Source organism: Streptococcus sp. HMSC072G04 (assembly GCF_001813295.1).
Lineage (GTDB): Bacteria > Bacillota > Bacilli > Lactobacillales > Streptococcaceae > Streptococcus.
Genome location: NZ_KV812046.1, coordinates 103,513 through 128,251, shown reverse-complemented (window position 1 = coordinate 128,251; position 24,739 = coordinate 103,513). Strand labels below are relative to the sequence as shown.

Annotated in this window: 22 protein-coding genes; 20 read left to right on the top strand and 2 right to left on the bottom strand. The window is 43.7% G+C overall.

Annotated features, from left to right (window positions below; genetic code table 11):
• The first annotated feature begins 49 nt into the window (after nucleotides 1-49).
• The 4 genes from HMPREF2904_RS10580 (at nucleotide 50) to recG (ending at nucleotide 4,705) form a co-directional block, all read left to right on the top strand.
• Complete coding sequence (locus HMPREF2904_RS10580; RefSeq protein WP_070662667.1) at nucleotides 50-1,078, top strand: 3-deoxy-7-phosphoheptulonate synthase; 1,029 nt, start codon at nucleotides 50-52, stop codon at nucleotides 1,076-1,078.
• A gap of 86 nt (nucleotides 1,079-1,164) precedes the next feature.
• Entirely contained in the window at nucleotides 1,165-1,530 is a 366-nt protein-coding gene (gene acpS / locus HMPREF2904_RS10575) for a holo-ACP synthase (protein ID WP_003005615.1), read from the top strand.
• Nucleotides 1,517-2,629 (top strand): alanine racemase, encoded by a 1,113-nt coding sequence (gene alr / locus HMPREF2904_RS10570; RefSeq protein WP_070662664.1) that lies wholly within the window; start codon nucleotides 1,517-1,519, stop codon nucleotides 2,627-2,629. The genes acpS and alr overlap by 14 nt, the downstream gene beginning before the upstream one ends.
• 60 nt (nucleotides 2,630-2,689) lie before the next feature.
• A complete protein-coding gene (gene recG / locus HMPREF2904_RS10565; RefSeq protein WP_070662661.1) occupies nucleotides 2,690-4,705 on the top strand; it encodes an ATP-dependent DNA helicase RecG in 2,016 nt (671 codons plus the stop codon).
• A 288-nt stretch (nucleotides 4,706-4,993) separates the two neighbouring features.
• Here recG and HMPREF2904_RS10560 read toward each other — a convergent pair whose 3' ends face one another.
• Complete coding sequence (locus tag HMPREF2904_RS10560) at nucleotides 4,994-5,956, bottom strand: asparaginase (RefSeq protein WP_003005093.1); 963 nt, start codon at nucleotides 5,954-5,956, stop codon at nucleotides 4,994-4,996.
• 62 nt (nucleotides 5,957-6,018) lie between these two features.
• On the opposite strand from HMPREF2904_RS10560, the gene HMPREF2904_RS10555 reads away from it, so the two are divergent.
• Entirely contained in the window at nucleotides 6,019-7,419 is a 1,401-nt protein-coding gene (locus HMPREF2904_RS10555) for a Cof-type HAD-IIB family hydrolase (RefSeq protein WP_070662659.1), read from the top strand.
• A 336-nt stretch (nucleotides 7,420-7,755) separates the two neighbouring features.
• On the opposite strand, the gene HMPREF2904_RS10550 is transcribed toward HMPREF2904_RS10555, so the two are convergent.
• On the bottom strand, nucleotides 7,756-8,208 hold the full coding sequence (locus tag HMPREF2904_RS10550; RefSeq protein WP_003008541.1) for a universal stress protein: 453 nt from the start codon (nucleotides 8,206-8,208) through the stop codon (nucleotides 7,756-7,758).
• Between the two features lie 209 nt (nucleotides 8,209-8,417).
• Between HMPREF2904_RS10550 and HMPREF2904_RS10545 the strand changes: the two genes are divergently transcribed.
• The 15 genes from HMPREF2904_RS10545 (at nucleotide 8,418) to HMPREF2904_RS10475 (ending at nucleotide 24,717) form a co-directional block, all read left to right on the top strand.
• Nucleotides 8,418-9,632, top strand: coding sequence for a pyridoxal phosphate-dependent aminotransferase (locus HMPREF2904_RS10545; protein WP_049473129.1), 1,215 nt, complete (start codon nucleotides 8,418-8,420; stop codon nucleotides 9,630-9,632).
• A gap of 187 nt (nucleotides 9,633-9,819) precedes the next feature.
• Entirely contained in the window at nucleotides 9,820-10,608 is a 789-nt protein-coding gene (codY, locus tag HMPREF2904_RS10540) for a GTP-sensing pleiotropic transcriptional regulator CodY (RefSeq protein WP_024054997.1), read from the top strand.
• Nucleotides 10,608-11,186, top strand: a complete 579-nt coding sequence (locus tag HMPREF2904_RS10535) for a cysteine hydrolase family protein (RefSeq protein ID WP_049474052.1) — start codon at nucleotides 10,608-10,610, stop codon at nucleotides 11,184-11,186. Before codY ends, HMPREF2904_RS10535 begins: the two co-directional genes overlap by 1 nt.
• 112 nt (nucleotides 11,187-11,298) lie before the next feature.
• Entirely contained in the window at nucleotides 11,299-12,522 is a 1,224-nt protein-coding gene (locus HMPREF2904_RS10530) for a glycosyltransferase (protein WP_070662656.1), read from the top strand.
• The gene (locus tag HMPREF2904_RS10525) at nucleotides 12,509-13,396 is read left to right on the top strand and encodes a glycosyltransferase family 2 protein (protein ID WP_070662649.1); all 888 of its coding nucleotides are present in this window, start codon (nucleotides 12,509-12,511) and stop codon (nucleotides 13,394-13,396) included. Before HMPREF2904_RS10530 ends, HMPREF2904_RS10525 begins: the two co-directional genes overlap by 14 nt.
• A 25-nt stretch (nucleotides 13,397-13,421) precedes the next feature.
• A complete protein-coding gene (locus HMPREF2904_RS10520; RefSeq protein WP_070662646.1) occupies nucleotides 13,422-14,705 on the top strand; it encodes a glycosyltransferase family protein in 1,284 nt (427 codons plus the stop codon).
• Entirely contained in the window at nucleotides 14,702-16,195 is a 1,494-nt protein-coding gene (locus HMPREF2904_RS10515) for a glycosyltransferase (protein ID WP_070662643.1), read from the top strand. The genes HMPREF2904_RS10520 and HMPREF2904_RS10515 overlap by 4 nt, the downstream gene beginning before the upstream one ends.
• A 119-nt stretch (nucleotides 16,196-16,314) precedes the next feature.
• Nucleotides 16,315-16,617 carry an Asp-tRNA(Asn)/Glu-tRNA(Gln) amidotransferase subunit GatC gene (gene gatC, locus HMPREF2904_RS10510; RefSeq protein WP_024054991.1) on the top strand — a complete coding sequence of 101 codons (303 nt, stop codon included), beginning with the start codon at nucleotides 16,315-16,317 and terminating at the stop codon, nucleotides 16,615-16,617.
• Nucleotides 16,617-18,083, top strand: coding sequence for an Asp-tRNA(Asn)/Glu-tRNA(Gln) amidotransferase subunit GatA (gene gatA / locus HMPREF2904_RS10505; RefSeq protein WP_024054990.1), 1,467 nt, complete (start codon nucleotides 16,617-16,619; stop codon nucleotides 18,081-18,083). The genes gatC and gatA overlap by 1 nt, the downstream gene beginning before the upstream one ends.
• Complete coding sequence (gatB, locus tag HMPREF2904_RS10500) at nucleotides 18,083-19,525, top strand: Asp-tRNA(Asn)/Glu-tRNA(Gln) amidotransferase subunit GatB (RefSeq protein WP_070662640.1); 1,443 nt, start codon at nucleotides 18,083-18,085, stop codon at nucleotides 19,523-19,525. Before gatA ends, gatB begins: the two co-directional genes overlap by 1 nt.
• 100 nt (nucleotides 19,526-19,625) lie before the next feature.
• A complete protein-coding gene (locus HMPREF2904_RS10495) occupies nucleotides 19,626-20,009 on the top strand; it encodes a hypothetical protein (protein WP_003005450.1) in 384 nt (127 codons plus the stop codon).
• 133 nt (nucleotides 20,010-20,142) lie between these two features.
• On the top strand, nucleotides 20,143-21,186 hold the full coding sequence (locus HMPREF2904_RS10490) for a 2,3-butanediol dehydrogenase (RefSeq protein WP_021153756.1): 1,044 nt from the start codon (nucleotides 20,143-20,145) through the stop codon (nucleotides 21,184-21,186).
• Nucleotides 21,187-21,281: 95 nt separating this feature from the next.
• Nucleotides 21,282-22,193, top strand: a complete 912-nt coding sequence (locus HMPREF2904_RS10485) for a DMT family transporter (RefSeq protein ID WP_070662637.1) — start codon at nucleotides 21,282-21,284, stop codon at nucleotides 22,191-22,193.
• A 144-nt stretch (nucleotides 22,194-22,337) separates the two neighbouring features.
• A complete protein-coding gene (locus tag HMPREF2904_RS10480) occupies nucleotides 22,338-23,426 on the top strand; it encodes a DUF4352 domain-containing protein (RefSeq protein ID WP_070662634.1) in 1,089 nt (362 codons plus the stop codon).
• 145 nt (nucleotides 23,427-23,571) lie between these two features.
• Nucleotides 23,572-24,717: an amidohydrolase gene (locus HMPREF2904_RS10475; protein ID WP_049492385.1), complete on the top strand. Its 1,146-nt coding sequence runs from the start codon at nucleotides 23,572-23,574 to the stop codon at nucleotides 24,715-24,717.
• Nucleotides 24,718-24,739 lie beyond the last annotated feature (22 nt).

Sequence of the window (24,739 nt, the reverse complement as noted above, 5' to 3'; positions counted from 1 at the left end):
CTCCTCTGAACTAGAAAGAGGATGGGTCTAGGTAGCATAAGGAGGCCGTATGGTATTCATTACGAAGAGCAATAAGATTGATGAGCAAGAGATCACTTCGCTTTACCGCTTGGAAGGTCCAGCCTTGGAGCGCAAAGAAGCGCGTGATCGAGAATTGGAAGCTATTATCAAAGGAGAAGACCAACGGATCCTTCTTGTGATCGGACCTTGCTCTTCTGATAATGAAGAAGCTGTGATGGACTATGCCCATCGTTTGGCAGACTTGCAAGAGCAAGTGAAAGATCAAATTTTCATTGTGATGCGGGTCTATACGGCTAAACCTCGGACCAATGGGGATGGCTATAAAGGCTTGATGCACCAACCAGATACACATGCAGCACCAAGCTTTGTGGACGGTTTGAAAGCAGTCCGACATCTCCACTACCGTGTGATTACCGAGACTGGTTTGACAACTGCGGATGAGTTGCTTTATCCAGCAAGTCTTCCTTATGTTGAGGATTTAATTTCTTATCATGCCATTGGAGCTCGTTCAGTTGAAGACCAGGAGCACCGCTTTGTATCTAGTGGGATCTCTGCTCCGACAGGCATGAAGAATCCAACCTCTGGAAATCTTTCTGTCATGTTCAATGCGATTTATGCAGCCCAACATCCCCAAAACTTTTTGTTCAATGCCCAAGCAGTGGGAACATCAGGAAATCCTTTAGCCCATGCGATCCTTCGTGGGGGCTTGGATGCAAGTGGTAAGAATATTCCAAACTACCATTATGAAGATTTGCTAGCGGCAGCAAAACGCTATAGCGAAATGGGCTTGCAACATCCCTTCATCCTGGTGGATACCAACCATGACAATTCTGGCAAACAATTCGAAGAGCAAGTACGCATCGTGAGAGAAACCATGATGAACCGTGCTTGGAACAAGGATTTGGCAACTTTAGTTCGTGGTTTCATGATTGAATCCTATCTAGAAGATGGCCGTCAAAATGAACCAGTGGTTTATGGTCAATCCATCACAGACCCTTGCCTGGGTTGGGAAAAAACACAGGCCTTGGTCAAAGAAATTGCAACGATGAATAAGTAAAAGGCAGGGGCGGAAGGAGTGATTCTTTAGCCTCTTCTCTTTTGTCAGTGAAACGATACTGAAACGATAAATAAGGATAAAACAAGATGATCAAAGGACATGGCATCGATATCGAATCGATCGCTGCGATTGAAAAAGCCTATCAGAAGAATACTCGATTCGCTGAAAAAGTCTTAACCGAGGCTGAGCGAGAGCGCTTTGAGGAATTGTCTGGAAAACGGAAAATGGAATATTTAACGGGCCGATGGTCCGCCAAAGAAGCCTTTTCAAAGGCAATGGGAACAGGGATTGGACCGGTTGGTTTTCAAGATTTAGAAATTTTAAATGATGCCCACGGAGCACCCTATTTTTCCAAGTCTCCTTTTTCTGGGAAGGTATGGATTTCGATCAGTCATAAGGGAGACCTAGTGTCGACCAGTGTCATTTTGGAGGAAGAAAATGAAAGCAAGTAAACATAGACCAACTGTTGCAAGAGTCGATTTGGATGCCATTGCCTTTAATGTGCAACAAGTCAGTGACCATATTCCGAGTCAAGCCTTGAAATATGCAGTCGTCAAGGCCAATGCCTATGGTCATGGGGTCGTTGCGGTGACCAAAAAATTGGCACCTCAGGTAGATGGTTTTTGTGTTTCCAATATGGATGAAGCCCTTGAAATTCGTGAAGAAGGTTTGCAACACCCTCTTTTGATTTTGGGAGTTGTGCCGAGTGAAACAGTGAATCTAGCCAAAGAGCATGACATCCGCTTAACGGTGGCGAGTCTTGCTTGGTTGGTTCAATTGCTTGGACAAGAAGCAGATCTTTCAGGATTGAAGGTCCATATCAAGGTGGATTCTGGAATGGGGCGGATTGGATTCCGAACGATCGAAGAGATCAAAGAAGCTGAACGCCTTCTCATAGCAGCTGGAGCTGAAATTGAAGGAATCTTTACTCATTTTGCGACAGCAGATGAGGCAGATGATCGAAAATTCCAAGCGCAATACCAGTTTTTCAAAGAAGTATTGGCTGCTCTTGAAACCCTTCCTCCCATTGTCCATGCGAGTAATTCAGCCACCTCTTTGTGGCATGCGGATACGATTTTCACAGCTGTGCGCTTGGGAGATGTCATGTATGGCTTGAATCCCAGCGGTTCTGTGCTAGCCTTGCCTTATGAAATTAAGCCAGCCTTGAGTTTGGTGAGTGAGTTAGTTCATGCGAAACAGTTAGAAGCTGGTCAAGATATTGGCTACGGAGCAACCTATACGACAGAAGAACCCCAATGGATCGGGACGATTCCTATCGGCTATGCGGATGGCTGGATCCGAGAGATGCAAAATTTCCATGTACTGATCAAGGGTGAGTTTTGTCCCATTGTTGGTCGCGTTTCGATGGACCAGATTACTGTTCGCCTTCCAGAAGAATTGCCTCTGGGGACCAAGGTTACCCTGATTGGACGAGAGGGCGAGAAAGAAATCACGGCAACAGAGGTTGCAGATTACCGTGGGACCATTAATTATGAAGTGGTCTGTCTTTTGAGTGATCGGATTCCTCGTGACTATACAGGTGAAGAATAAGAAGAAGCAGGTGGGATTTTCCCGGATGAACCTGCTTTTTTATAAAAGAAAGGAGGAGAAATGAATCTACATCAACCCTTATCCGTACTGCCTGGAGTCGGTCCAAAATCGGCGGAAAAATTTAAAAAGTTAGGGATTGAAACCTTAGAAGATCTGCTCTTGTATTTCCCCTTTCGCTATGAAGACTTCAAAACGCGCAATGTTTTAGAGTTGGAAGATGGGGAAAAAGCTGTCATCTCAGGGGTGGTAGCAACACCAGCCAATGTCCAATATTATGGCTACAAACGAAATCGCTTGCGTTTTTCGATCAAACAGGGAGACCAAGTGATTGCGGTTAATTTTTTCAACCAACCCTATCTAGCAGACAAAATCGAGGTTCAGCAGACAGTGGCGATTTTTGGGAAATGGGACAAGGCCAAGGGGAGTTTGACAGGTATGAAACTCCTGGCTCAAGTGGAAGATGATTTGCAACCGGTCTATCGAGTGACGCAAGGAGTGAGCCAAAACAGCCTGGTGAAATTGATCAAAATAGCGTTCGACCAGGGCTTGGACCAGCTTTTAGAAGAGAATGTGCCCCAAATCTTACGAGAGCGTTATCAACTCATGTCTCGTTCCCAAGCAGTGCAGGCTATGCATTTTCCTAAGGATCTGGCAGAGTACAAGCAAGCCCTTCGCCGGGTAAAATTTGAAGAGCTCCTCTTTTTCCAGCTGCAACTCCAAGTGCTAAAAGAAGAAAATCACGATGCCAGCCAAGGGATTTCCTTGGCCTGGAATCCAGAAAAATTAGCAGAACGAAAAAAACAGCTTCCTTTTGAGCTAACGCAAGCTCAAGAAAACAGCCTGAATGAAATCTTGACAGATATGGCCTCTCCTTATCATATGAACCGCCTCTTACAAGGGGATGTGGGAAGCGGGAAGACAGTCGTGGCCGGTCTTGCTATGTATGCAGCCTTAAGCGCTGGGAAGCAAGCTGCCTTGATGGTTCCAACGGAGATTTTGGCAGAGCAACACAAGGAAAGCTTGCAAAATCTTTTTCCAGATTTGCCAATTGCCCTTCTAACAGGAGGATTAAAGGCGGCTGAGAAACGAGAAGTCTTAGAAGAGATCGCCTCAGGAAAAGCCCAATTGATTGTGGGGACACATGCCTTGATTCAAGAGGGAGTTCACTACCAAGATCTAGGCTTGGTCATTATTGATGAACAGCATCGCTTTGGGGTTTCCCAACGTCGTATTCTTCGAGAAAAAGGACAAAATCCAGACGTCCTGATGATGACGGCTACCCCTATTCCCCGGACCTTGGCTATTACAGCCTTTGGAGATATGGATGTGTCCATCATTGATCAGATGCCTGCGGGACGCAAGGAAATCATCACACGTTGGGTCAAGCATGAGCAGTTAGAAGTGGTCCTCGACTGGTTAGTCAAAGAACTTGGCAAAGGTTCTCAAGCCTACTTTATTTCTCCATTGATTGAGGAGTCAGAGGCGCTAGATTTGAAAAACGCCCTTGCCCTCAAAGAAGAGCTAGAGACCTTCTTTGGACAGCGAGCACGCGTTTCTCTTCTTCACGGGAAGATGAAAAGTGAAGAAAAAGATGCCATCATGCAGTCCTTTAAAGAGCACCAAGTCGATGTTTTGGTGTCTACGACCGTTATTGAAGTAGGAGTCAACGTGCCCAATGCGACCGTTATGGTCATTATGGATGCAGATCGGTTTGGTCTTAGCCAACTTCACCAGCTTCGAGGCCGGGTTGGTCGGGGAAGCAAGCAATCCTATGCTATTCTAGTAGCCAATCCTAAGACAGATAGTGGCAAACAGCGCATGAAAATCATGACAGAGACGACCAATGGCTTTGTGCTAGCGGAAGAAGATTTGAAAATGCGGGGTTCAGGTGAAATCTTTGGAACCCGTCAATCTGGGATTCCAGAATTTCAAGTGGCGGATTTGGTAGAAGATTATCCCATTCTGGAAGAAGCAAGGAAAGTTGCCAGCCAGATCGTAGCCACGCCAGATTGGCGCGAACACCCCGATTGGCATCTGCTCTCGCTTTACTTAGAAAAGAAAGAACATTTAGACTAAAATATAAAAAGGGAGTAGAGAGGAAATTCTTTGGATTCCACTCCACTCCCTTTAAGATGGCATTTTACGGGCTTTGTATCTTGATGAAATGCGACAGGACGAAGGTGGATCGATACCATCCACCTGAGGAGTTAGTGAGTCGTGTAGGCAAGGCACCATAGTGCTTGCCGTTACACGAATTGAACACGCCCTAAATGCTGTGTGAAAAAGATAAATTCTCTTGTGAGCTTCGCTCCCGGCGACAATTTCCTATTTTCACTTTGCATTTTACGGGCTTTGTATCTTAGTTTACCCTTCGATATAGTCTTTGAGTTCTTGTCCTTTTAGGCCGGCATTGAGGGCGATGAGGAGTTTGATGCGCGCTTTGGGTGCATTTAATTCTTTGATGAAAAAGACACCTGCTTGATGGAGTTGGACGCCTCCTCCTTCATATGCGTAGACGGGTTCAGCGATTCCATTGAAGCAACGGGATACTAAAGCGATTGGAAGGCCTGCATCTATAAACTCTTGGAGTTTATGTGCCGTTTCTTTAGGGATGTTTCCAGCTCCAAAGGCTTCGATAATGAGACCATCCAGCTTTGAAAGATCCAGCATGTCCAGCAGATCGGATTTCATCCCTGCGTAGGTAGCAATGATCGGAACAAAACCATCGATGGTATCGAGATCAAAGCGCACCCTTGGCTCGGCTGTTTTAAAGAAGAGGATTTCCTTTTTCATGACCAAACCTAGTGGGCCGTGGGTTGGTGTCTGAAAGGTGCTGACATTGGTGGTATGGGTTTTGGTGACGTACTTAGCCGCATGAATTTCATCGTTCATGACGACTAAGACCCCTTTATCGCGTGCTTTTGGATCGGCAGCCACTCGAAGGGCTGTCAGAAAATTATAGACGCCATCGCTTCCGAGCTCGTTGGAGCTTCGCATAGCTCCTGTAATGACCACAGCGATCTCTGGTAACTCCATGGTATCCAAGAAATAAGCCGTTTCTTCTAGCGTATCTGTCCCGTGGGTAATAACGATGCCGTCGTAGTTGTGAGCTTCCTCTTTGATTTTTTGATATAGAGCTAACATGTGACGGGGGGTCATTTGAGGGCTGGGAAGGTTGAAGAAGTCCTCTGAGGTGACTGCAATCCCTTCAATTGGTGAAGTAACTTGGGTCATGGGATTGACTTCATTGGTAATCACTGCCCCAGAGTCATCTGCCGCCATCGAAATGGTCCCTCCGGTATGTAGTGCTAAAATTTTCTTAAACATGTGAAGCTCCTTGGAATATGTGATATAATTTATTTTATCATAAAAAGAAAGAAACAGTAGACATGGAAATAAAAGCAGTCTTTTTTGATATCGATGGAACCTTGGTGAATGATAGTCGAGCGGTCCTCAAATCAACAGAAAAAGCTATTCAGTCTTTAAAGGAAGAAGGGATCTATGTAGGCCTTGCGACAGGGCGGGGACCGGCCTTTGTCAAACCGTTTATGGAACGCTATGGTTTTGATTTTGCAGTGACCTATAATGGTCAGTATATTTTGACCAAGGACCGCGTGCTGTTTACTAGCCCAATCGATAAAAAGAGTCTGCACCAACTAATTGACTATGCTCGAGAACACCGTAAGGAAATTGCTCTCGGTACCAAGGATGGGGTATTTGGTTCTCGGATCATGAGTTTTGGGATGAGTCCTATTTCAACTTGGTCCAGTCGCTTTGTACCCCGCAAGATGGCCCGTACAGTCAGTCAAGGATTTAACAAAGTGGTCAGCAAGGTCGTCCCGCAAGACCAGGACACCCTCTATGCACTAGCGCAAGAACCAATCTACCAAGTGTTGATCTTATCGAGTCCAGAAGAGACTGCAAAAATTGAAAAAGAGTTTCCGGATCTGAAATTCACACGTTCTAGTCCTTTTGCAGCAGATGTCCTCAACCCAGGGATTTCCAAGTTAGAAGGGATCCGCATCGTTGGTCAGGAATTTGGCTTTGACATCGATGAAGTGATGGCTTTTGGAGATTCTGATAATGACTTAGAGATGCTATCAGGTGTTGGCTTATCCATTGCGATGGGAAATGGAACGACCAGTGTCAAGGCAATTGCCAAGCATACTACGACTAGTAATGGCAAGGATGGCATTCAAAAGGCCTTGCAACACTTTGGTATTCTTTCAGAGAAAGAACTCTTTCTTTCTAAGGATGATCACTTCAATAAGGTCAAAACCTTCCATGGTGTGATGGATGGAGAAACCCAGGAGAAACCTGTTGTCTGGCAGCCTCAAGACGCCCTTTATCGAACCATGTTCAAGCAAGAGGAGTTGGTAGAATTTGTCCGAGCCGCTAGCACAAGTGAGGAAGAATTTGATCGCTCGGTAGCAGCTCTTCACGAAGCCTTGGATAAGGCTGCAGATAAGGTTCGTGGCAAGCATCCAGCAGAGATCTCCATGGTAGGGCAGGTTGATGCCTTAATTGATACCCTCTATCTGACTTATGGTAGCTTTGTTCTAATGGGGGTCGATCCTGAAGAGGTCTTTGAGATTGTTCACCGGGCCAATATGGGCAAGATTTTCCCAGATGGAAAAGCGCACTTTGATCCAGTAACCCACAAGATTCTGAAGCCAGATGATTGGGAAGAAAAATACTCCCCGGAACCAGCCATCAAAAAAGAACTCGATCGCCAGCTAAAGGCCTACGAAAAACATGCAAAACAAAAAGAAGCAAAAAAAGACAACTAAAAAAGTTTGGAACAAAGGTTCCAAACCTTTTTTAGAATGTAGACAAACTATTTTTTACTAAGATAAGTAAAGTGTTCCACAAAGAAGTCGAAATATGTTCTTATTTTTAAAATTTATAAAAAATATTGAAAAACTTTCCGCCGTGAGAAAAGTGCTAGAAACACTATTGTTTCTAGCACTCGGGAGTTTTGAGAGTAAAACAGTTTGGGAAACTGTTTTAGCCTGAGCCCAGAAATTAAAGAGCGAAGGGGCTCAAAACTTAGTCATGGAACTTCGAAGAAGGTCGCTGACGTCCGTACTCACCTAAGGAAAGTTTTCAATATGACTTTTTCTTTCTTACATGGTTTTATCCTTATCACGTACCACTAGTAAGTCTACTTTGGCGTGGCGAAGGATATATTCTGAGGAGGATCCGACCATTAACCGTTCGAAGGCATTGAGTCCGGTAGCTCCGACCATAATAAGGTCAACCCCTTCTTTACTTGGGATATCATTGGCTAAGAGGACTTTTGGATTTCCCATTTCTACAACAGTCACAACATTTTGAACGCCGACTTTTTCAGCACGTTCCTTGTAGCCCTTGAGCAATTCGTTGGCTTCTTCTTGCAATTCTTCGTAGACCTCAGCATCAAAAGTTGAGACGCTTTGAAGGGCACGGGTATCGATAACGTGGGCAATAGTCAATTTAGAGCCGTTGCGAAGAGAAACGTTAACCCCTTTTTCAAAGGCTAATTCTGCTTCATGAGAACCGTCGACAGCGACCATGATGTTTTCATATTTTTGAGACATAATCCTACCTCCTTATAGCTTGAAAACATGGATAGAATAGAAAAGGAATCCTATTCTTTATACACTTATATTTTATCTCTTTTGAGTTAGAATGTAAAGGTAAAGTCTCTCTTTTCTCCTATATTTTTGCAGAATTTTTAAAGTCCTCGGTTTGTACTCTATTTGAACTAGTGGTATAATAGAGATAATTTCGTGAATCGAGGCAGAATATGAAGGAATATAATAAATCAAGCAAACTCGAACATGTCGCTTACGATATTCGTGGTCCAGTCTTGGAAGAAGCCATGCGCATGCGAGCAAATGGAGAAAAAATTCTACGTTTGAATACGGGGAATCCTGCTGAATTTGGCTTTACAGCTCCAGATGAAGTCATCCATGATTTGATTATGAATGCGCGTGATAGTGAAGGTTATTCAGATTCAAAAGGGATTTTTTCAGCCCGCAAGGCCATCATGCAGTACTGCCAATTGAAAAAAATTCCAAATGTGGATATTGATGATATTTACCTTGGAAATGGAGTGAGTGAGCTGATCGTCATGTCCATGCAAGGACTGCTCGACAACGGGGATGAGGTCTTGGTTCCCATGCCGGACTATCCTCTTTGGACAGCAGCCGTCAGCCTAGCTGGTGGGAATGCGGTTCACTATCTTTGTGATGAAGAAGCAAACTGGTATCCAGATATTGAAGATATCAAGTCGAAAATCACCTCAAACACTAAGGCTATCGTTGTCATCAACCCGAATAACCCAACAGGTGCCCTCTATCCAGATGAGATCCTGCTTGAGATTGTAGAGATCGCTCGTCAAAATAACTTGATCATCTTTGCGGATGAAATTTACGATCGCTTGGTCATGGATGGTGAAAAACACACGGCTATCGCAAGTTTAGCGCCTGATCTCTTCTGTGTGAGTATGAATGGCTTGTCAAAATCTCACCGGATTGCCGGTTTCCGTGTTGGTTGGATGGTTCTATCCGGACCCAAGCATCATGTGAAGGGCTATATCGAAGGTTTGAACATGTTGTCCAATATGCGTCTTTGTTCAAATGTCTTGGCTCAACAAGTTGTACAAACCTCTCTTGGAGGTTACCAATCCGTGGATGAACTCTTGCTTCCAGGTGGTCGAATCTACGAACAACGCAACTTTATCTACAAAGCCATCAATGATATTCCAGGCCTCTCAGCTGTTAAGCCAAAGGCTGGTCTCTATATCTTCCCTAAGATTGATCGGGATATGTACCGCGTGGATGATGACGAGCAATTTGTTTTAGAGTTCTTGAAGCAAGAAAAAATTCTCTTGGTTCATGGCCGCGGCTTTAACTGGAAAGATCCAGATCACTTCCGGATCGTTTACCTTCCACGTGTCGATGAGTTAGCTCAAATTCAAGAAAAAATGACTCGTTTCTTGAAGCAATACAAACGTTAATTAGATAAAGGATTGAAGAGGAAAGTCTTCAATCTTTTTTTGATTCATTTTATAAAATCCATGTCATCGAAACGACATTTTTCTGAATTGCGCATAATTGTAGAAAAAATAAATAATTTTCAGATAATTTGATTGAAATTCCCACACTTATATGATATACTTGAGCTGACTATATGCGAGGTTTATTATGGCAAACTTATTAGAAAAGACACGTAAAATTACATCCATCTTGAAACGGACTGATGAACAGTTGCAGTTCGAGATGCCTTATAATGATATTGCCCAGCAATTAGCGGATATTATCCACTGTAATGCCTGTATCATTAATAGCAAGGGAACCCTTCTTGGTTATTTCATGCGTTACAAGACCAACAATGACCGGGTAGAAGCTTTCTTTCAAAATAAAAAATTACCAGAAGATTATGCCAAGGCAGCTAGTTTGGTCTACGATACAGAAGCTAATTTAGATGTGGACCATGATTTGAGTATCTTTCCGGTCGAAACCAAGTCTGAATTTCCTGATGGCTTGACGACCATTGCGCCTATTCATGTTTCTGGGATTCGGTTGGGTTCCTTGATCATTTGGCGCAATGATAAACAGTTTGCGGATGATGATTTGATCTTGGTTGAGATTGCGAGTACCGTGGTAGGGATTCAAATGTTGAACTACCAACGTGAGGAAGACGAGAAGAATATTCGTCGTCGGACAGCGGTGAATATGGCTGTCAATACCTTGTCTTACTCTGAATTGCGGGCTGTTTCTGCCATCCTTAGTGAATTGAAAGGAAATGAGGGGCAGTTGACTGCTTCTATCATCGCGGATCGGATTGGCATTACCCGCTCTGTGATTGTCAATGCACTCCGGAAATTGGAGTCAGCTGGTATTATTGAAAGCCGTTCTCTTGGAATGAAGGGAACCTATCTCAAAGTGTTGATTCCAGATATCTTTGAGGAAATTAAGAAAAGAGATTACTAATGACTAAAGCCTTGATTTCAATTGACTACACTGTCGATTTCGTAGCAGATGATGGTAAACTTACGGCAGGTGCTCCTGCACAAGCCATTTCTGAGACCATTGCTCAGGTGACCCAATTGGCCTTTGACCAAGGAGCCTATGTCTTTTTTGCCATTGATGCGCATGATGTAGAGGATCCATTTCATCCTGAAAGCAAGCTCTTCCCACCTCATAATATCATTGGGACTAGCGGACGTGATTTGTACGGACCTTTGGCAGATTTTTATCGGGAGCACAAAGCGGATCCACGCGTCTTTTGGATGGACAAACGTCATTATTCTGCTTTTTCAGGAACGGACCTAGATATCCGCCTGCGGGAACGTCATGTAGATACCGTCATTTTGACTGGGGTCTTGACTGATATTTGTGTCCTTCATACAGCGGTTGATGCCTACAATCTCGGCTATCAGATTGAAGTCGTGGAACCTGCAGTGGCGTCGCTCACTCATGAAAATCACCAGTTTGCCTTGAATCATTTTAAGCATGTCTTAGGGGCAAGCTTGGTAGACGGCGCACTAGCTGTATTAGATACTAAATAAGAAAAGATTGTAAAAGAGGTCATAGACATTTGTCTAGGCCTCTTTTTCGGGCCTAGAAATTGTTTTCCTCTCTTGAAAATGGTATTCTAATGGAAGAAAATAAGGGGGAGTTATGAGTAAAAAAGCTGTCGTGTTTTCAGCGGATCTATCTTATATGGAAAAGTTGGAAACCGCTATGAAGTCACTGTGCGCCCATCAGGATCAGTTGAAAATTTATGTCTTAAATGAAGATCTACCAACGGAGTGGTTTGCTATCATGAATCAGCGCTTGCGCCAGTTGGATTCAGAAGTGATCAATTGTCGCATGTCTCCCGAGCAATTCCAGTCCTTTTCGCTTCCAAGTGACCATATTCACTATGCGACCTATTTTCGCTACGCTATTCCAGAGATGGTGGAGGAAAAGCGAATCCTCTATCTGGATTGTGATATGATCTTTACACAAGATCTATCACCCTTGTATGAGGTCGATCTGAAGGGTTATGGGCTGGGGGCAGTGGTCGATAAGCCAACAACGATAGATGGCTTTAATGCTGGACTTTTGGTAATTGATAAGACTTGGTGGCAAAAGCACCAAGTAACAGAGGCTCTTTTTGACCTTACTCGTGAGCATCATCAGCAGGTATACGGAGACCAAGGAATTTTGAATTTGTATTTTAAAGATGCGTGGTACCCTTTGCCTTGGACCTATAATCTACAAGTGGGTTCTGATAAGGATCAATATCTCTATGGAGATCTAGACTGGTACGATGCCTTTCAAGGAATTCCAGCAGTTGTACACTATACCTCTCATAATAAACCATGGACCTCCAAACGCTTCAATCGTTTTCGTGAACTATGGTGGTTTTACTATGCCCTCTCTTGGGAGGAAATTTTGCTTCGAAAACCAATTTTGAAGCAAACCTATCAAGACCTTGTGGGAGAATTTCCTTATCATGCTGCCATTTACACCAATACGGCAGATATCCACGAGTTGGAGACCTTGTTAAAAGAGCTACCAGACGTAGCGATTCATGTTCTTGCCCATAGCCATTTTGGTTTTAATTTGGTGCAATTGGAACGCTACCCCAACCTCTTTCTCTATCCCTCTTTTGATCCCTTGACCAGTCGAAAGGTCCTAGAAAAATTGGATTTCTATTTGGATATCAATCCCTATGATGAGGTGGATCAAATCACGCAGACTATTCAGCAATTGGACTTACCTATTTTCTCTTTTGAAGGAACCAATCATGTAGAAAATGGTGTGAACCAAGTGTTTGCGGATGATCAGGTGCAGGAGATGGTGGCAGCGATTCGCGATTATTTAAAGAGAAATGAGAAGAAGCATGGAAACAAATGAAGTAGTGAGTATCATCATTCCCATCTATAATGTAGAAGCTTATTTGAGACAATGTTTGGAAACGGTTATCCATCAGACCTACCCTCATTTGGAAATTATCCTGGTCAATGATGGTTCGCCTGACCAGTCAGAAGAGATCTGTAAAGAATTTTTTAGGAAGGATGCGCGCATCCGCTACGTTCGCCAAGAAAATGGGGGCTTATCTGCTGCTCGGAATACAGGGATTGAGCTAGCGACTGGTGATTACCTCACCTTTATTGATCCAGATGACTGGGTGACGGAGGATTATGTAGAAGTGCTCTATCGTCAACTGAAGAAGTATGATGCGGATGTTTCCGTAGCCAACTATAACCTCTATGATGACAGTAGTAGCAAATACTTGATCAAGGTAACAGACGACGATTATTCAGAGACTCTTTATGAGGGACGCGAGATCATGGACCACGATGCCATCCAGGAGACCAGAGATATGGCCTGGGCTTGTGCCATGATGAAGCTCTATAAGCGTAACTTATTTGAAGGGCTTCGTTTTCCAGTCGGAAAAAATGTCGAAGACAACTTTCTCATGTATAAGCTCTTCTTAAAAGCCCATCGGGTAGTTCATACGGAGAAATGTATTTATTGGTATCGTGTGGGCCGTGCAGATACTCTGTCCCAGGTTTGGACAGAAAAGCGAGTCGTCGATGAGATGGAAGCTAAGCAGGAGAAGTTGGCTCTACTGGGGATGTTGGGCTATGATTTGACCTGGCATCGTTATATCTATAAAACGCGCTTGAAACGGGCCCTTGAAAAATTAGAGGAAGCAGGCTTGCAAGGGTCAGAAATCTATGAGCGCGTGGTGACCAACCTCCATTTTATTGAAACGATGGACTAACCCTTATTAACGAGAAAGGATCAGCATGTTCATTATTGCATCAGAGCAGACCAGAGAGCTAGATCGTTTGCAAAAATACTTGGACAAACTTGGCCAGCCCTATCGTGTGTTTGTGACCAATTTGGAAACAGATTTGGATCAACAGACAGAGAGTCTTGCGACCTTTTTTACCCAAAAAGACCCAGCATCAAAAATTGGAAAACCTTTATTTTTCAATGATCTAGCGGTTCCAGAATTATGGGAATGTTGGACACTAGGGATAACGACCTATCTTTTTGATGGTGAGGAACGTCGTGCCAACGTGGTTTTGCGAGGGGATATCTTGTCACGAACGGTTGACAGAGTGGAATGGTTTGCTCAGGCAGAAGAGATCGTATCCATTGATTTCTACAACCGCTATGGCTGGAGAAGCAAACAGAGTCTCCTTACGGAAGCTGGTCAACCCTATTTAGACATCTATTTGAACCGTCAGCAAGAAGAAGTCTTGCTTCACTTTGTCTCACAAGGAACCTTTTTGCATCAAACTCCTGAAGGACGGGATCGCCTGTATGTCAATATGGAAGAGATACAAAGAGCTGTCCTAGAACAACTCTTATCGGATGATGAAGCTATCCTTTTGCTGGACAAGTCATTACTATATGTTGTGAAAAAGATACCAAAGGAAAGACTAGCCTACTGTGCCAATGACTCTCATGATCTAGACGAGATCAAAGAACAAGTCAGTCAGATTTTGTTGGTAGAAGATGGTCTGTTGAGGGAGAAAAAAGACGGAATCACAGTCTTGTCAGGGCTGGTAGATGTGGAGCAGGAAAGTTTTCGACCAGAAGCCCTGGTCATGACGGCTTCTCAAGAGGTCGAAGGCTTATCTAGTCTGGTCCATCACTTCCCACAAGTGACCTTTCACATTGCTGCCTTGACGGCTATGGGTCCGAAATTAACAGACTTAGCGACTCGCTCCAATGTGCGCCTCTATCCAGGGATTTCGCTGGACAAATATGAGGACTTGCTATCTAGTTGCTCAATCTATCTGGATTGCAACCGAGGAGAAGAAGTATGGAGCAGTAGCCTTCATGCTCTTGAAAATGGGCAGGTCTTGTTTGGTTTGAAGACTACCGTGCACCATGAAGCCTATAAAAACTTGAGCACGATCACTGAGACAGTCGAAGAAATGAAACAGCAACTAGATATCTTGCTCCAGCATCCAGAGACCTATAAAGAATTGGTGAGAGAGCAAGCGCGAATCTTGAAATTACCTGAAAAAGAAGTTTTGGAAGAGCTGTTTAAGCGATTAGAGGGAGGGACCGCATGACCATTTATACCTTTAATCTATTAGTGGGATTTGAACCCAATGGGGTCGATGTTGCACAAGCCTCTCGGGCAAAGATGCTCCGGGGACTAGGAGTGGCAGCGAAGTTTGTCTTTACCACTTGGCCCACTCCAGAAAAATTGGCCTATTACCTCTCATTGGGGCACCGGGATGAGGAACTGCTTTTTGCTCATTTAGCTTTTACGGATCAACAGACTACGGTCCCTCAAAAGACGGTTGGGGCCTTGCAAATGGAGTTTCAACTGACGCGCCTGGATGTTGTTGAAAAAACGGAAAGAGCCATTCGCTACCAATTTGCGGATGGAAACGCCCTGACCTTTCATCTGGATCCCTATCATCCAAACTGTGTCCGCTATGTAGACTATCTTTTGGCTGGAAATAGAATCAAGCGAGAGTATTATGGAGCTTGTAAACTTGTCACAGAGTATTTTCAGTATGGTAGTGTACTCAGACGGACCTATCACCATCAAGATGGGACTATCGCTTTTGAAGAATCGAGGTTCGGTGGTAGCTGGCTCTATAAACTGGGGTCTGAGATTTTGACCAACCATACAGAAGTGATGAGACGTTTTTTGTCGCAGCTGTCGCTAAAAGAAGAAGATTTGATTCTGCTTGACCGGGCTTCGCGCATGGATTTTGCCCGTCCTTTGTTGGAGAAACCTGCCCCTTCAAAGCTCGCCATGGTGTTTCATTCGGAGCATGAATTTGAAAATGGCCATCTCAATTATGAATATTATTATGTGTTCAAGTATGCTAAACGCTTCGATTATTTCATCACAGCAACGGATCTTCAAAAAGAAGTCTTGGAGCAAACACTTGCTGAGCAAGGATGCCAAGGAATTCCAATCTATAGCATTCCAGTAGGGCATCTAGAAGAATTGACGGAATCACTAGGAGACAGACCTCCCTTTAGTGTGCTCACAGCTTCCCGTTTGGATCCAAGAAAACGCATCGATTTGGCCATTCGAGTAGTGGCCCAAGCTCATGAACGACTCCCAGCCCTTCAGTTTGATATTTATGGGAAGGGTGGGGAAGCGGACAATTTGCGCCACCTGATTCAGGAGCTTGCAGCGCAAGATTATATTCACCTACGCGGTCATGCGGATCTTCAGCAGATCTATCCTTGCTACCAAGCCTACCTCACCACTTCTCAGTGGGAGACCTTTGGTTTGACTTTGATGGAGGCGGCTGGAGCAGGCTTGGCCTTGCTGGGCTTTGATGCCCGTTATGGCAATCCGACTTTTATAAAAGAAGGTGAGAATGGCTTTTTGGTAGCTTATAGCGAGACAGTACCAGAAGAACAATTGGTGAAAGAGTTGGCGGACAAGCTGGTCCAGCTCTTTGAAAGCGACCTCGCTCCATTTCACCAGGCTTCTTATGATTTGGCCTCTTCTTACCTCGCTTCTAAGGTCCAGGAAGTTTGGAAAGAGACTCTAATGGAGATGGGGCAATTCGGCGGAAAAGAAATATAAAAAGAAAAATCTGTAGCGACAAAAAAGTCCTACAGATTTTTTCTAAGGCAAGCAAATTGGGCTAAATTATGGTAAAATAGAGGGTATTGAAAAATCATCATTTCACGAAAGGAAGCAAGATGAAAATTACGCAAGAAGAGGTAACCCACGTTGCCAATCTTTCAAAATTGAAATTCTCTCCAGAAGAGACAGCTGAGTTTGCGACAACCTTATCGAAAATTGTCGACATGGTGGAATTGTTGGAAGAAGTGGACACAACAGGTGTTGCCCCAACAACAACCATGGCGGATCGCAAGACCGTATTGCGTCCGGATGTTGCCGAAAAAGGGACGGACCGTGACCGTTTGTTTAAAAATGTACCTGAAAAAGATAACTATTACATCAAGGTACCAGCTATCCTAGAAGAGGGAGGAGATGCCTAATGTCATTCAACCATAAAACCATTGAAGAGTTGCACGACCTCCTTGTCTCTAAGGAAATCTCAGCAACGGAATTGACCCAAGCGACGCTTGACGATATCAAGGCGCGTGAAGAAGCAATCAATGCCTTTGTAACGGTGGCCGAAGAAGCTGCCCTTGCGCAAGCCAAGGCTATTGATGAAAAAGGAATCGATGCAAATAATCTCCTGTCAGGGATTCCACTCGCAGTCAAAGACAATATCTCAACAGATGGCATCTTGACGACTGCGGCATCAAAAATGCTCTATAACTACGAGCCAATCTTTGATGCGACAGCTGTTGCTAACGCAAAAGCCAAAGGTATGATTGTCATCGGGAAGACAAACATGGATGAATTTGCCATGGGTGGATCTGGTGAGACTTCTTACTATGGACCAACCAAGAATGCTTGGGACCAGAGCAAGGTGCCTGGTGGATCTTCTAGTGGTTCAGCAGCTTCTGTCGCTTCAGGTCAAGTCCGTTTGTCCCTTGGTTCAGATACAGGTGGTTCTATCCGTCAACCGGCTGCTTTTAATGGGATTGTTGGTCTCAAACCAACTTATGGAACGGTTTCCCGTTTTGGTCTCATTGCTTTTGGTAGCTCACTCGACCAAATTGGACCTTTCGCTCCAACGGTTAAGGAAAATGCCCTCTTGCTTAATGTCATTGCCAGTGAAGATGCCAAGGATTCAACATCTGCGCCTGTTCGTGTAGCAGACTTTACTTCTAAGATTGGTCAAGATATTAAAGGCATGAAGATTGCCCTTCCTAAGGAATACCTCGGTGAAGGGATTGATCCAGAAGTCAAAGAAACCATCCTCAATGCGGCTAAACACTTTGAAAAATTGGGAGCAACTGTCGAAGAAGTCAGCTTGCCTCACTCTAAATACGGGGTTGCCGTTTACTACATCATCGCTTCATCTGAAGCTTCTTCAAACTTGCAACGTTTCGACGGTATTCGCTATGGTTTCCGTGCAGAGGATGCTAAAAACTTGGATGATATCTACGTGAACACTCGTAGTCAAGGCTTTGGAGATGAGGTCAAGCGCCGTATCATGCTTGGTACCTTTAGTTTGTCATCTGGTTACTACGATGCTTACTACAAGAAAGCTGGTCAAGTCCGTACCCTTATTATCCAAGACTTCGAAAAAGTCTTTGCGGATTACGACCTCATCCTTGGTCCAACAGCTCCAAGTGTAGCCTTTGATTTGGATTCCCTCAACCATGATCCGGTTGCCATGTACTTGGCTGACCTCTTGACCATTCCAGTCAACTTGGCAGGTCTTCCAGGAATTTCGATTCCTGCAGGTTTTGCGCAAGGTCTTCCAGTTGGTTTGCAGTTGATTGGTCCTAAATATTCAGAAGAAACTATCTACCAAGCTGCAGCGGCCTTTGAAGCAACGACGGATTACCACAAGCAACAACCCCTTATTTTCGGAGGTGACAATTAATGAACTTTGAAACAGTCATCGGACTTGAAGTCCACGTTGAATTGAATACAAACTCAAAAATTTTCTCACCAACCTCTGCTCACTTTGGGAACGAGCAAAATGCTAACACTAATGTGATCGACTGGTCTTTCCCAGGGGTGCTTCCTGTCTTGAACAAGGGTGTTGTGGATGCTGGTATCAAGGCTGCTTTGGCCTTGAATATGGATATCCACCAGCACATGCACTTTGACCGTAAGAACTATTTCTACCCTGATAATCCAAAGGCCTACCAGATTTCGCAATTTGACGAGCCAATCGGTTACAACGGTTGGATTGAAGTGCAATTGGAAGACGGAACAACTAAGAAAATCGGGATTGAACGGGCCCATTTAGAAGAAGATGCCGGTAAGAACACGCACGGAACAGACGGTTTCTCTTATGTAGACCTCAACCGTCAAGGGGTGCCATTGATTGAAATCGTTTCTGAAGCAGATATGCGTTCTCCTGAAGAAGCCTACGCTTATTTGACAGCTTTGAAAGAAGTTATCCAATATACTGGTATTTCAGACGTCAAGATGGAAGAAGGATCGATGCGTGTGGATGCCAACATTTCCCTTCGCCCATACGGTCAAGAGGAATTTGGTACCAAGACGGAGTTGAAAAACTTGAACTCTTTCTCAAACGTCCGTAAAGGTCTTGAATACGAAGTACAACGCCAAGCGAAAATCTTGCGTTCAGGTGGGGTCATTCGTCAAGAAACACGTCGTTACGATGAAGCCAACAAGAGCACCATTCTTATGCGGGTCAAAGAAGGAGCAGCGGATTATCGTTACTTTCCAGAACCAGACCTTCCCTTGTTTGAAATCTCAGATGAGTGGATCGAGGAAATGCGCACAGAGTTGCCAGAGTTTCCAAAAGACCGTCGGGCTCGCTACGTGGCAGAGCTTGGCTTGTCTGACTATGATGCCAACCAATTGACAGCTACGAAAGTTACTTCTGACTTCTTTGAAGCAGCTGTTGCCCTTGGTGGCGATGCTAAGCAAGTGTCTAACTGGCTCCAAGGTGAAGTCGCACAATTCTTGAACGCAGAAGGCAAAACGCTGGAAGAAATCCAATTGACACCAGAAAACTTGGTTGAAATGATTGCCATTATCGAAGATGGAACCATTTCATCTAAGATTGCCAAGAAAGTCTTCGTTCACTTGGCGAAAAACGGTGGCGGCGCGCGTGAATACGTCGAAAAAGCTGGTCTGGTACAGATTTCAGATCCTGAAGTCTTGATACCAATCATCCACCAAGTCTTTGCAGACAATGAAGCAGCCGTAGCTGACTTCAAGTCAGGGAAACGGAATGCGGACAAGGCCTTCACAGGTTTCCTCATGAAAGCAACCAAAGGCCAAGCCAACCCACAAGTAGCCCTCAAGTTACTTGCCCAAGAATTGGCGAAGTTGAAAGAAGACTAATAGAGAAAAAAACCAGCCGAGAGGTTGGTTTTTACTATCCATAAAATTGTGTTAGAATAGGAAAGATCATTACATATCAACTGACATTAGGAGGAGTTACATGAACAAATTTTTAAGAGTCTTATTTGTCCTAGTTATCATTGCCATGACTGGAGCGATTATCTTCCAGCTATTCTTTCCATCCTATATGGGAAGTCATTCGGGATATGGTATTTCTGTCGGTTGGCAACGGGAGATTGGGATTTGGAATGTGGCGGTCCTTGTGATCCTGATTGCTGTCAATCTCAAATACGATTGGTTTTATCTTCGAACGGTTCTATTGGCTTTGATCCTAGGTGGGCTTGGGATCGGTACTAATCATCTCTTCAGTTATTTTCACTATCATCTGCCGGTCAATGGGATCGGTGCGCTTGAAAATTATCTCCTAGTCCTTGGTTGGATTGTTGGGTGGAGATTGGAATCTTCTCGGATCAAGAAGAAATAAGAAGGAGCAGTCAAAGGGCTGCTCTTTTTCATCTTCAGTTTTTCCTTGACAAACAAAAGGAAAACGTTTACAATTTTAAATATAAAGTTTCCTGAAAAGAAAACAAAAAAGGTGAAAACAAGGAGATCATCATATGGCTACTATGAAAGCAGCTCGCTGGCATGCAGCAAAAGACGTTCGTATCGAAGAAGTGGAAGTACCTGAAGTACAACCACATCAAGTAAAAGTGGCAGTTAAGTTCACAGGGATCTGTGGTACGGACTTGCATGAATATTTGGATGGACCGATCTTCATTCCAACTGAAGAACATGTGTATTCTGGTCAAAAAGCACCGGTTACTTTGGGACATGAATTCTCTGGTGAAATTGTAGAAGTCGGAAGTGATGTGACTCGTGTCAAAGTTGGCGATCGTGTCACTATCGAACCAATTCTTGCAGAGCACAACTTAATTGGTGATTATAACCTAGATCCAAACTTGAACTTTGTCGGACTCGCTGCAGATGGTGGTTTTGCTAAATATTGTGTTCTTGATGGTGATCTTGTCCATGTGATTCCAGATAGCTTGAGCTATGAACAAGCCGCTCTTACAGAACCTGCTGCGGTTGCTGTGTATGCCGTTCGTCAATCTGCTTTGAAAACTGGAGATACAGCTGTTATCTTTGGTTTGGGCCCAATTGGTCTTTTGATTGTTGAAGCCCTTCGTGCAGCAGGAGCATCAAAAATCTATGCGGTTGAATTGTCTCCTGAACGCCAAGCCAAAGCAGAAGAATTGGGAGCGATCGTTGTTCGTCCAGAAGAAGGAGAAACAATTGTAGAAGCCATCCATCGTTTAACAGGTGGTGGAGCAGATGTTTCTTATGAAGTTACTGGAGTTCCAGTTGTTTTAGGCCAAGCCCTTGCAGCAGTTCATAAAGCTGGGGAATGTATGGTTGTATCTATCTGGGAACGTGAAGCTAGCATCAATCCAAATGAATTCGCTATTCAAGAAAAATCCCTCAAAGGAATTATTGCCTACCGCCACATCTTCCCTAAAGTCTTGGAATTGATGGAACAAGGTTACTTCTCTGCTGAGAAATTGGTTACCAAGAAAATTAAATTGGAAAATATCGTTGAAGAAGGATTTGTTGAATTAACACAAGATAAATCCCAAATCAAGATCTTGGTTCAACCTGAATAAGCTAATAAACTTATATAAAATAAAGCAAGGCTGAAACGTGTAGTTTCGGCCTTTTGTGATACAATAAAAGTAAGAAACAGATTTGGGAGGGAACTATGTCAAAGACGATGAAGGGGACGCTCATGACCTTGATTGCTGGGATCGCTTGGGGCTTGTCAGGAGCCTGTGGCCAGTACCTGATGGCTCATGGATTTACAGCAATCGGTTTGACAACGATTCGTTTAGTGTTTTCAGGAGCTGTACTACTGCTTCTTGCATATCTAGCGGACCAGGAAAAAGTAAAGGCCTTTCTAACAGACCGCTCGTCCTACCTTTCCTTGTTCTTATTTGCTTTTTTAGGGTTGTTAATGACCCAATTGACTTATCTAGAAGCGATTGATGCGACTAATGCAGGTACTGCAACTGTTTTGCAATATCTCTGTCCCATTGGAGTTTTGGCCTATTCTTGTGTTAAGGACCGGGTAGCTCCTACGGTATCTGAAATCTTTTCGATGATCTTAGCCATCGCAGGGACCTTTCTCATTGCAACCCATGGTCAACTCAATCAATTGGCAATCACTCCTAAAGGGCTAGCTTGGGGACTTGTTTCTGCCTTTGCCTATGCCCTCTACATCATTCTGCCTATTCAGTTAATTCAAAAATGGGGAAGTATGTTGGTGATTGGTATCGGTATGCTCATTCCAGGACTTGTGATGATTCCCTTCACAGGAAGAAGACTTTTTCATGGCCAATATAGCATGGATAATCTAATGGGCTTAGTTGGCTTAGTGGTGATTGGGACCATATTTGCCTATACGGTCTTTTTGAAAGGGACAACTCTGATTGGACCGGTCAAAGGTAGCCTTCTTGCAGCTATTGAGCCTATTTCAGCTGTATTCTTTGCTTTTGCCATTATGAATGAACATTTCTTTGCCATTGATTTTATAGGGATGGCTATGATCCTCCTTGCGGTCCTCTTGATTTCCCTCAAGGATCTCATGATTCAAAAAGAAAAAGGAATCTTGTAAAACCAAGATCAATTATTTTTCAGTTAAAAGGTTGAGACGAAAGTCTTGGCCTTTTTATGATAGGGGAGAGTTATCACTATATAGCGTATACATAGCTAGAAAAAGATGTTAGAATAGAAAAAAACTTTTTTTAAGGAGATGAGGATGAAAAAGATTTTTAAATGGGCCCTATTTGCTGTGGCGACTTTGAGTTTAGCGGCTTGTGGGACTGGTGCTCAAAAGACCAATTCGCAGCAAGCAAAGACAGAAAAAGCAGCGAAAAGCTCTGCATCTGACGGTCAAGTCGAGGTGAGTTTAAAAGGAGGGCAATACATCAAACCACCTGTCCTCAATGACTCAGAAGACGGCACTTATTTGGCCCTTCAATTAGAATTTAAAAATGTTGCCAAAGAATCTATCAACGTGTCAGATTCAGATATCACCATTTACGATGCGGATAATAACAAGGTCAAATTGCAGTCAGGAATTTATGACCACAGTGAAGCCTTCCAACTGCTCAAGAGTGATCAGTTGGCCCAGGATAAAAAATTAACCGGCTATATCGTTTTTCCAGTCGAAAAAGGCAAGAAGTACGAAGTGCAGTATGAACGAAAAACTTATAGCTCTGATAAAAAATCCAAGCCTTTAAAATTTGCGGTGGATTCTTCTCAGTATGAGGATAAGGTGGAAGCTTCCACAATTCTAGCAGATGAATACATCAATCAAGTTTACTTCAGTGGCCAACGAAAGGTCAAAAAGGATGACGCTTTTGTTTTGGGAACTGATTTGAAAAAGGAACGCAGTGATTTCCGTGCGAAATTTGCGGCTGATTTTACTCGTCAATTGCATGATTACCAATTCCCTGAAGAAGAAGTGACCCAGTTTATCGATGCTTATGAAAAAGAAAATGCTAAGCGTGCGAAATTAACCTATAAGGTCAAACAATACTTCCCAGACAAGGTAGTTATTAGCTTGAATCCTGAGACGGTCAGCATGGAAAAGACGATCTTAAACCACATGCAGACCTTCTATCAGGAACATCGAAAAGACTATCCAGGTATCATCGAAGCGAACCAGGCTCAAAACAAAGCCTATAGAGAGGAAATGATGGCTTCTCTTGCAGATCGTCCCTTGACGACGCCGGATCGATACGACTACCAGTTGACCTTTGTTAAGAAAGATGGCAAATGGGAAGTAGAAAAAGCCTATAATAGTGATAGCTTTATGGAAAAATTCGAGGGAAATCTTTCTTAATGCTGAAGTTGGCACTCCTAGGACATGAATCTAGGAGTGTTTTTATCTATAGTTTGAAACTATATCAAATCCCAAGAAACAGGAATTAGACGGAAACACCTATTAGTGATAAAATAATTTTAAGTTTGAAAGGAGATGAAGGCTTGTGTCTTTTTCTTATGAAGAGTTAGCAGAGATTCGCCACTATATCCACCAACACCCGGAATTGTCTGGTCAAGAATACCAGACAACCGCCTTTCTAAAGGAGCGTTTAGAAGAGTTGGGGATTCGTATTTTAGAGAGTGGATTGAAAACTGGTCTGATTGCAGAAATTGGGTCCGGCCAACCGGTGGTGGCACTTCGAGCAGATATCGATGCCCTTCCAATTTTGGAACAAACAAATCTTCCCTACCAAAGTCAGAATCCAGGAGTCATGCATGCATGTGGCCATGATTTTCATCAAACCAGTCTTCTAGGAGCAGCAGCTCTTCTCAAGGAAAAAGAAGACCAGCTTGAAGGAACCGTACGCTTGATCTTTCAGCCAGCAGAAGAAATCTCAGAAGGTGCTTCTGACGTTTTGGCAACAGGACTGTTGGAGGATGTTCAAGGAATTATTGGTTTTCACAACATTCCTCAGCTAAAAGCAGGGCAACTTGCCTTGAATGCTGGAGCTATGATGGCAGGGGTTGAGAAATTCAAGGTTACTGTGACAGGGGTTAGTAGCCATGCTGCAAGACCAGATTTGGGAGTTGACACTGTAACGGCCGTCACAACCATGGTTCAGAATGTACAATTATTAATTTCACGGACCGTTTCTCCCTTTGAAACAGCTGTTTTGTCCATTACGCACCTGGATGTGGGCTCAACTTGGAATGTGCTCCCAAAATCAGGCTATTTTGAAGGGACCATTCGTTCCTTTAATCCAAGTGTGCAAAGAGACTTGAAGGCACATTTTATTTCCATCATTCGACACATTGCAGAAAGTCTGGAAGTAGATGTGGCTTTTGAGTGGGGTGTGACACCGCCCGTTACCTTTAATGATGAGGAATTGACGAAAGTGGTTTGGGAAGCTTCACAAGGCTTGGCTGAAGTGATTCCAGCAAATCCTTCTACAGCTGGAGAAGACTTTGCCTTTTACCAAGAACGAATTCCTGGAGTCTTTGCCTTTATCGGTTCAAATGGAGAGCCGGATGCGCCAGACCTCCATCATGATCACATGACCATCGATGATGCAGCCTTTGAGGTATCGGTTCCCTATTATGTTGAAAATGCGCAAGCTTTATTGCGGTATTTTAAAGCCAAAGAAGTGTGATAAAGAAAAACTATCACCTCCA

Coding starts and splice junctions, on each gene's coding strand:
- HMPREF2904_RS10525 (WP_070662649.1), top strand. CDS start 12,509: ATGGAAACAAATGAAGTAGTGAGTATCATCATTCCCATCTATAATGTA.
- HMPREF2904_RS10515 (WP_070662643.1), top strand. CDS start 14,702: ATGACCATTTATACCTTTAATCTATTAGTGGGATTTGAACCCAATGGG.
- HMPREF2904_RS10580 (WP_070662667.1), top strand. CDS start 50: ATGGTATTCATTACGAAGAGCAATAAGATTGATGAGCAAGAGATCACT.
- HMPREF2904_RS10555 (WP_070662659.1), top strand. CDS start 6,019: ATGGAAATAAAAGCAGTCTTTTTTGATATCGATGGAACCTTGGTGAAT.
- HMPREF2904_RS10535 (WP_049474052.1), top strand. CDS start 10,608: ATGACTAAAGCCTTGATTTCAATTGACTACACTGTCGATTTCGTAGCA.
- recG (WP_070662661.1), top strand. CDS start 2,690: ATGAATCTACATCAACCCTTATCCGTACTGCCTGGAGTCGGTCCAAAA.
- gatA (WP_024054990.1), top strand. CDS start 16,617: ATGTCATTCAACCATAAAACCATTGAAGAGTTGCACGACCTCCTTGTC.
- codY (WP_024054997.1), top strand. CDS start 9,820: ATGGCAAACTTATTAGAAAAGACACGTAAAATTACATCCATCTTGAAA.
- HMPREF2904_RS10480 (WP_070662634.1), top strand. CDS start 22,338: ATGAAAAAGATTTTTAAATGGGCCCTATTTGCTGTGGCGACTTTGAGT.
- acpS (WP_003005615.1), top strand. CDS start 1,165: ATGATCAAAGGACATGGCATCGATATCGAATCGATCGCTGCGATTGAA.
- HMPREF2904_RS10550 (WP_003008541.1), bottom strand. CDS start 8,208: ATGTCTCAAAAATATGAAAACATCATGGTCGCTGTCGACGGTTCTCAT.
- HMPREF2904_RS10495 (WP_003005450.1), top strand. CDS start 19,626: ATGAACAAATTTTTAAGAGTCTTATTTGTCCTAGTTATCATTGCCATG.
- HMPREF2904_RS10530 (WP_070662656.1), top strand. CDS start 11,299: ATGAGTAAAAAAGCTGTCGTGTTTTCAGCGGATCTATCTTATATGGAA.
- HMPREF2904_RS10560 (WP_003005093.1), bottom strand. CDS start 5,956: ATGTTTAAGAAAATTTTAGCACTACATACCGGAGGGACCATTTCGATG.
- HMPREF2904_RS10490 (WP_021153756.1), top strand. CDS start 20,143: ATGGCTACTATGAAAGCAGCTCGCTGGCATGCAGCAAAAGACGTTCGT.
- gatC (WP_024054991.1), top strand. CDS start 16,315: ATGAAAATTACGCAAGAAGAGGTAACCCACGTTGCCAATCTTTCAAAA.
- alr (WP_070662664.1), top strand. CDS start 1,517: ATGAAAGCAAGTAAACATAGACCAACTGTTGCAAGAGTCGATTTGGAT.
- HMPREF2904_RS10545 (WP_049473129.1), top strand. CDS start 8,418: ATGAAGGAATATAATAAATCAAGCAAACTCGAACATGTCGCTTACGAT.
- gatB (WP_070662640.1), top strand. CDS start 18,083: ATGAACTTTGAAACAGTCATCGGACTTGAAGTCCACGTTGAATTGAAT.
- HMPREF2904_RS10520 (WP_070662646.1), top strand. CDS start 13,422: ATGTTCATTATTGCATCAGAGCAGACCAGAGAGCTAGATCGTTTGCAA.
- HMPREF2904_RS10485 (WP_070662637.1), top strand. CDS start 21,282: ATGTCAAAGACGATGAAGGGGACGCTCATGACCTTGATTGCTGGGATC.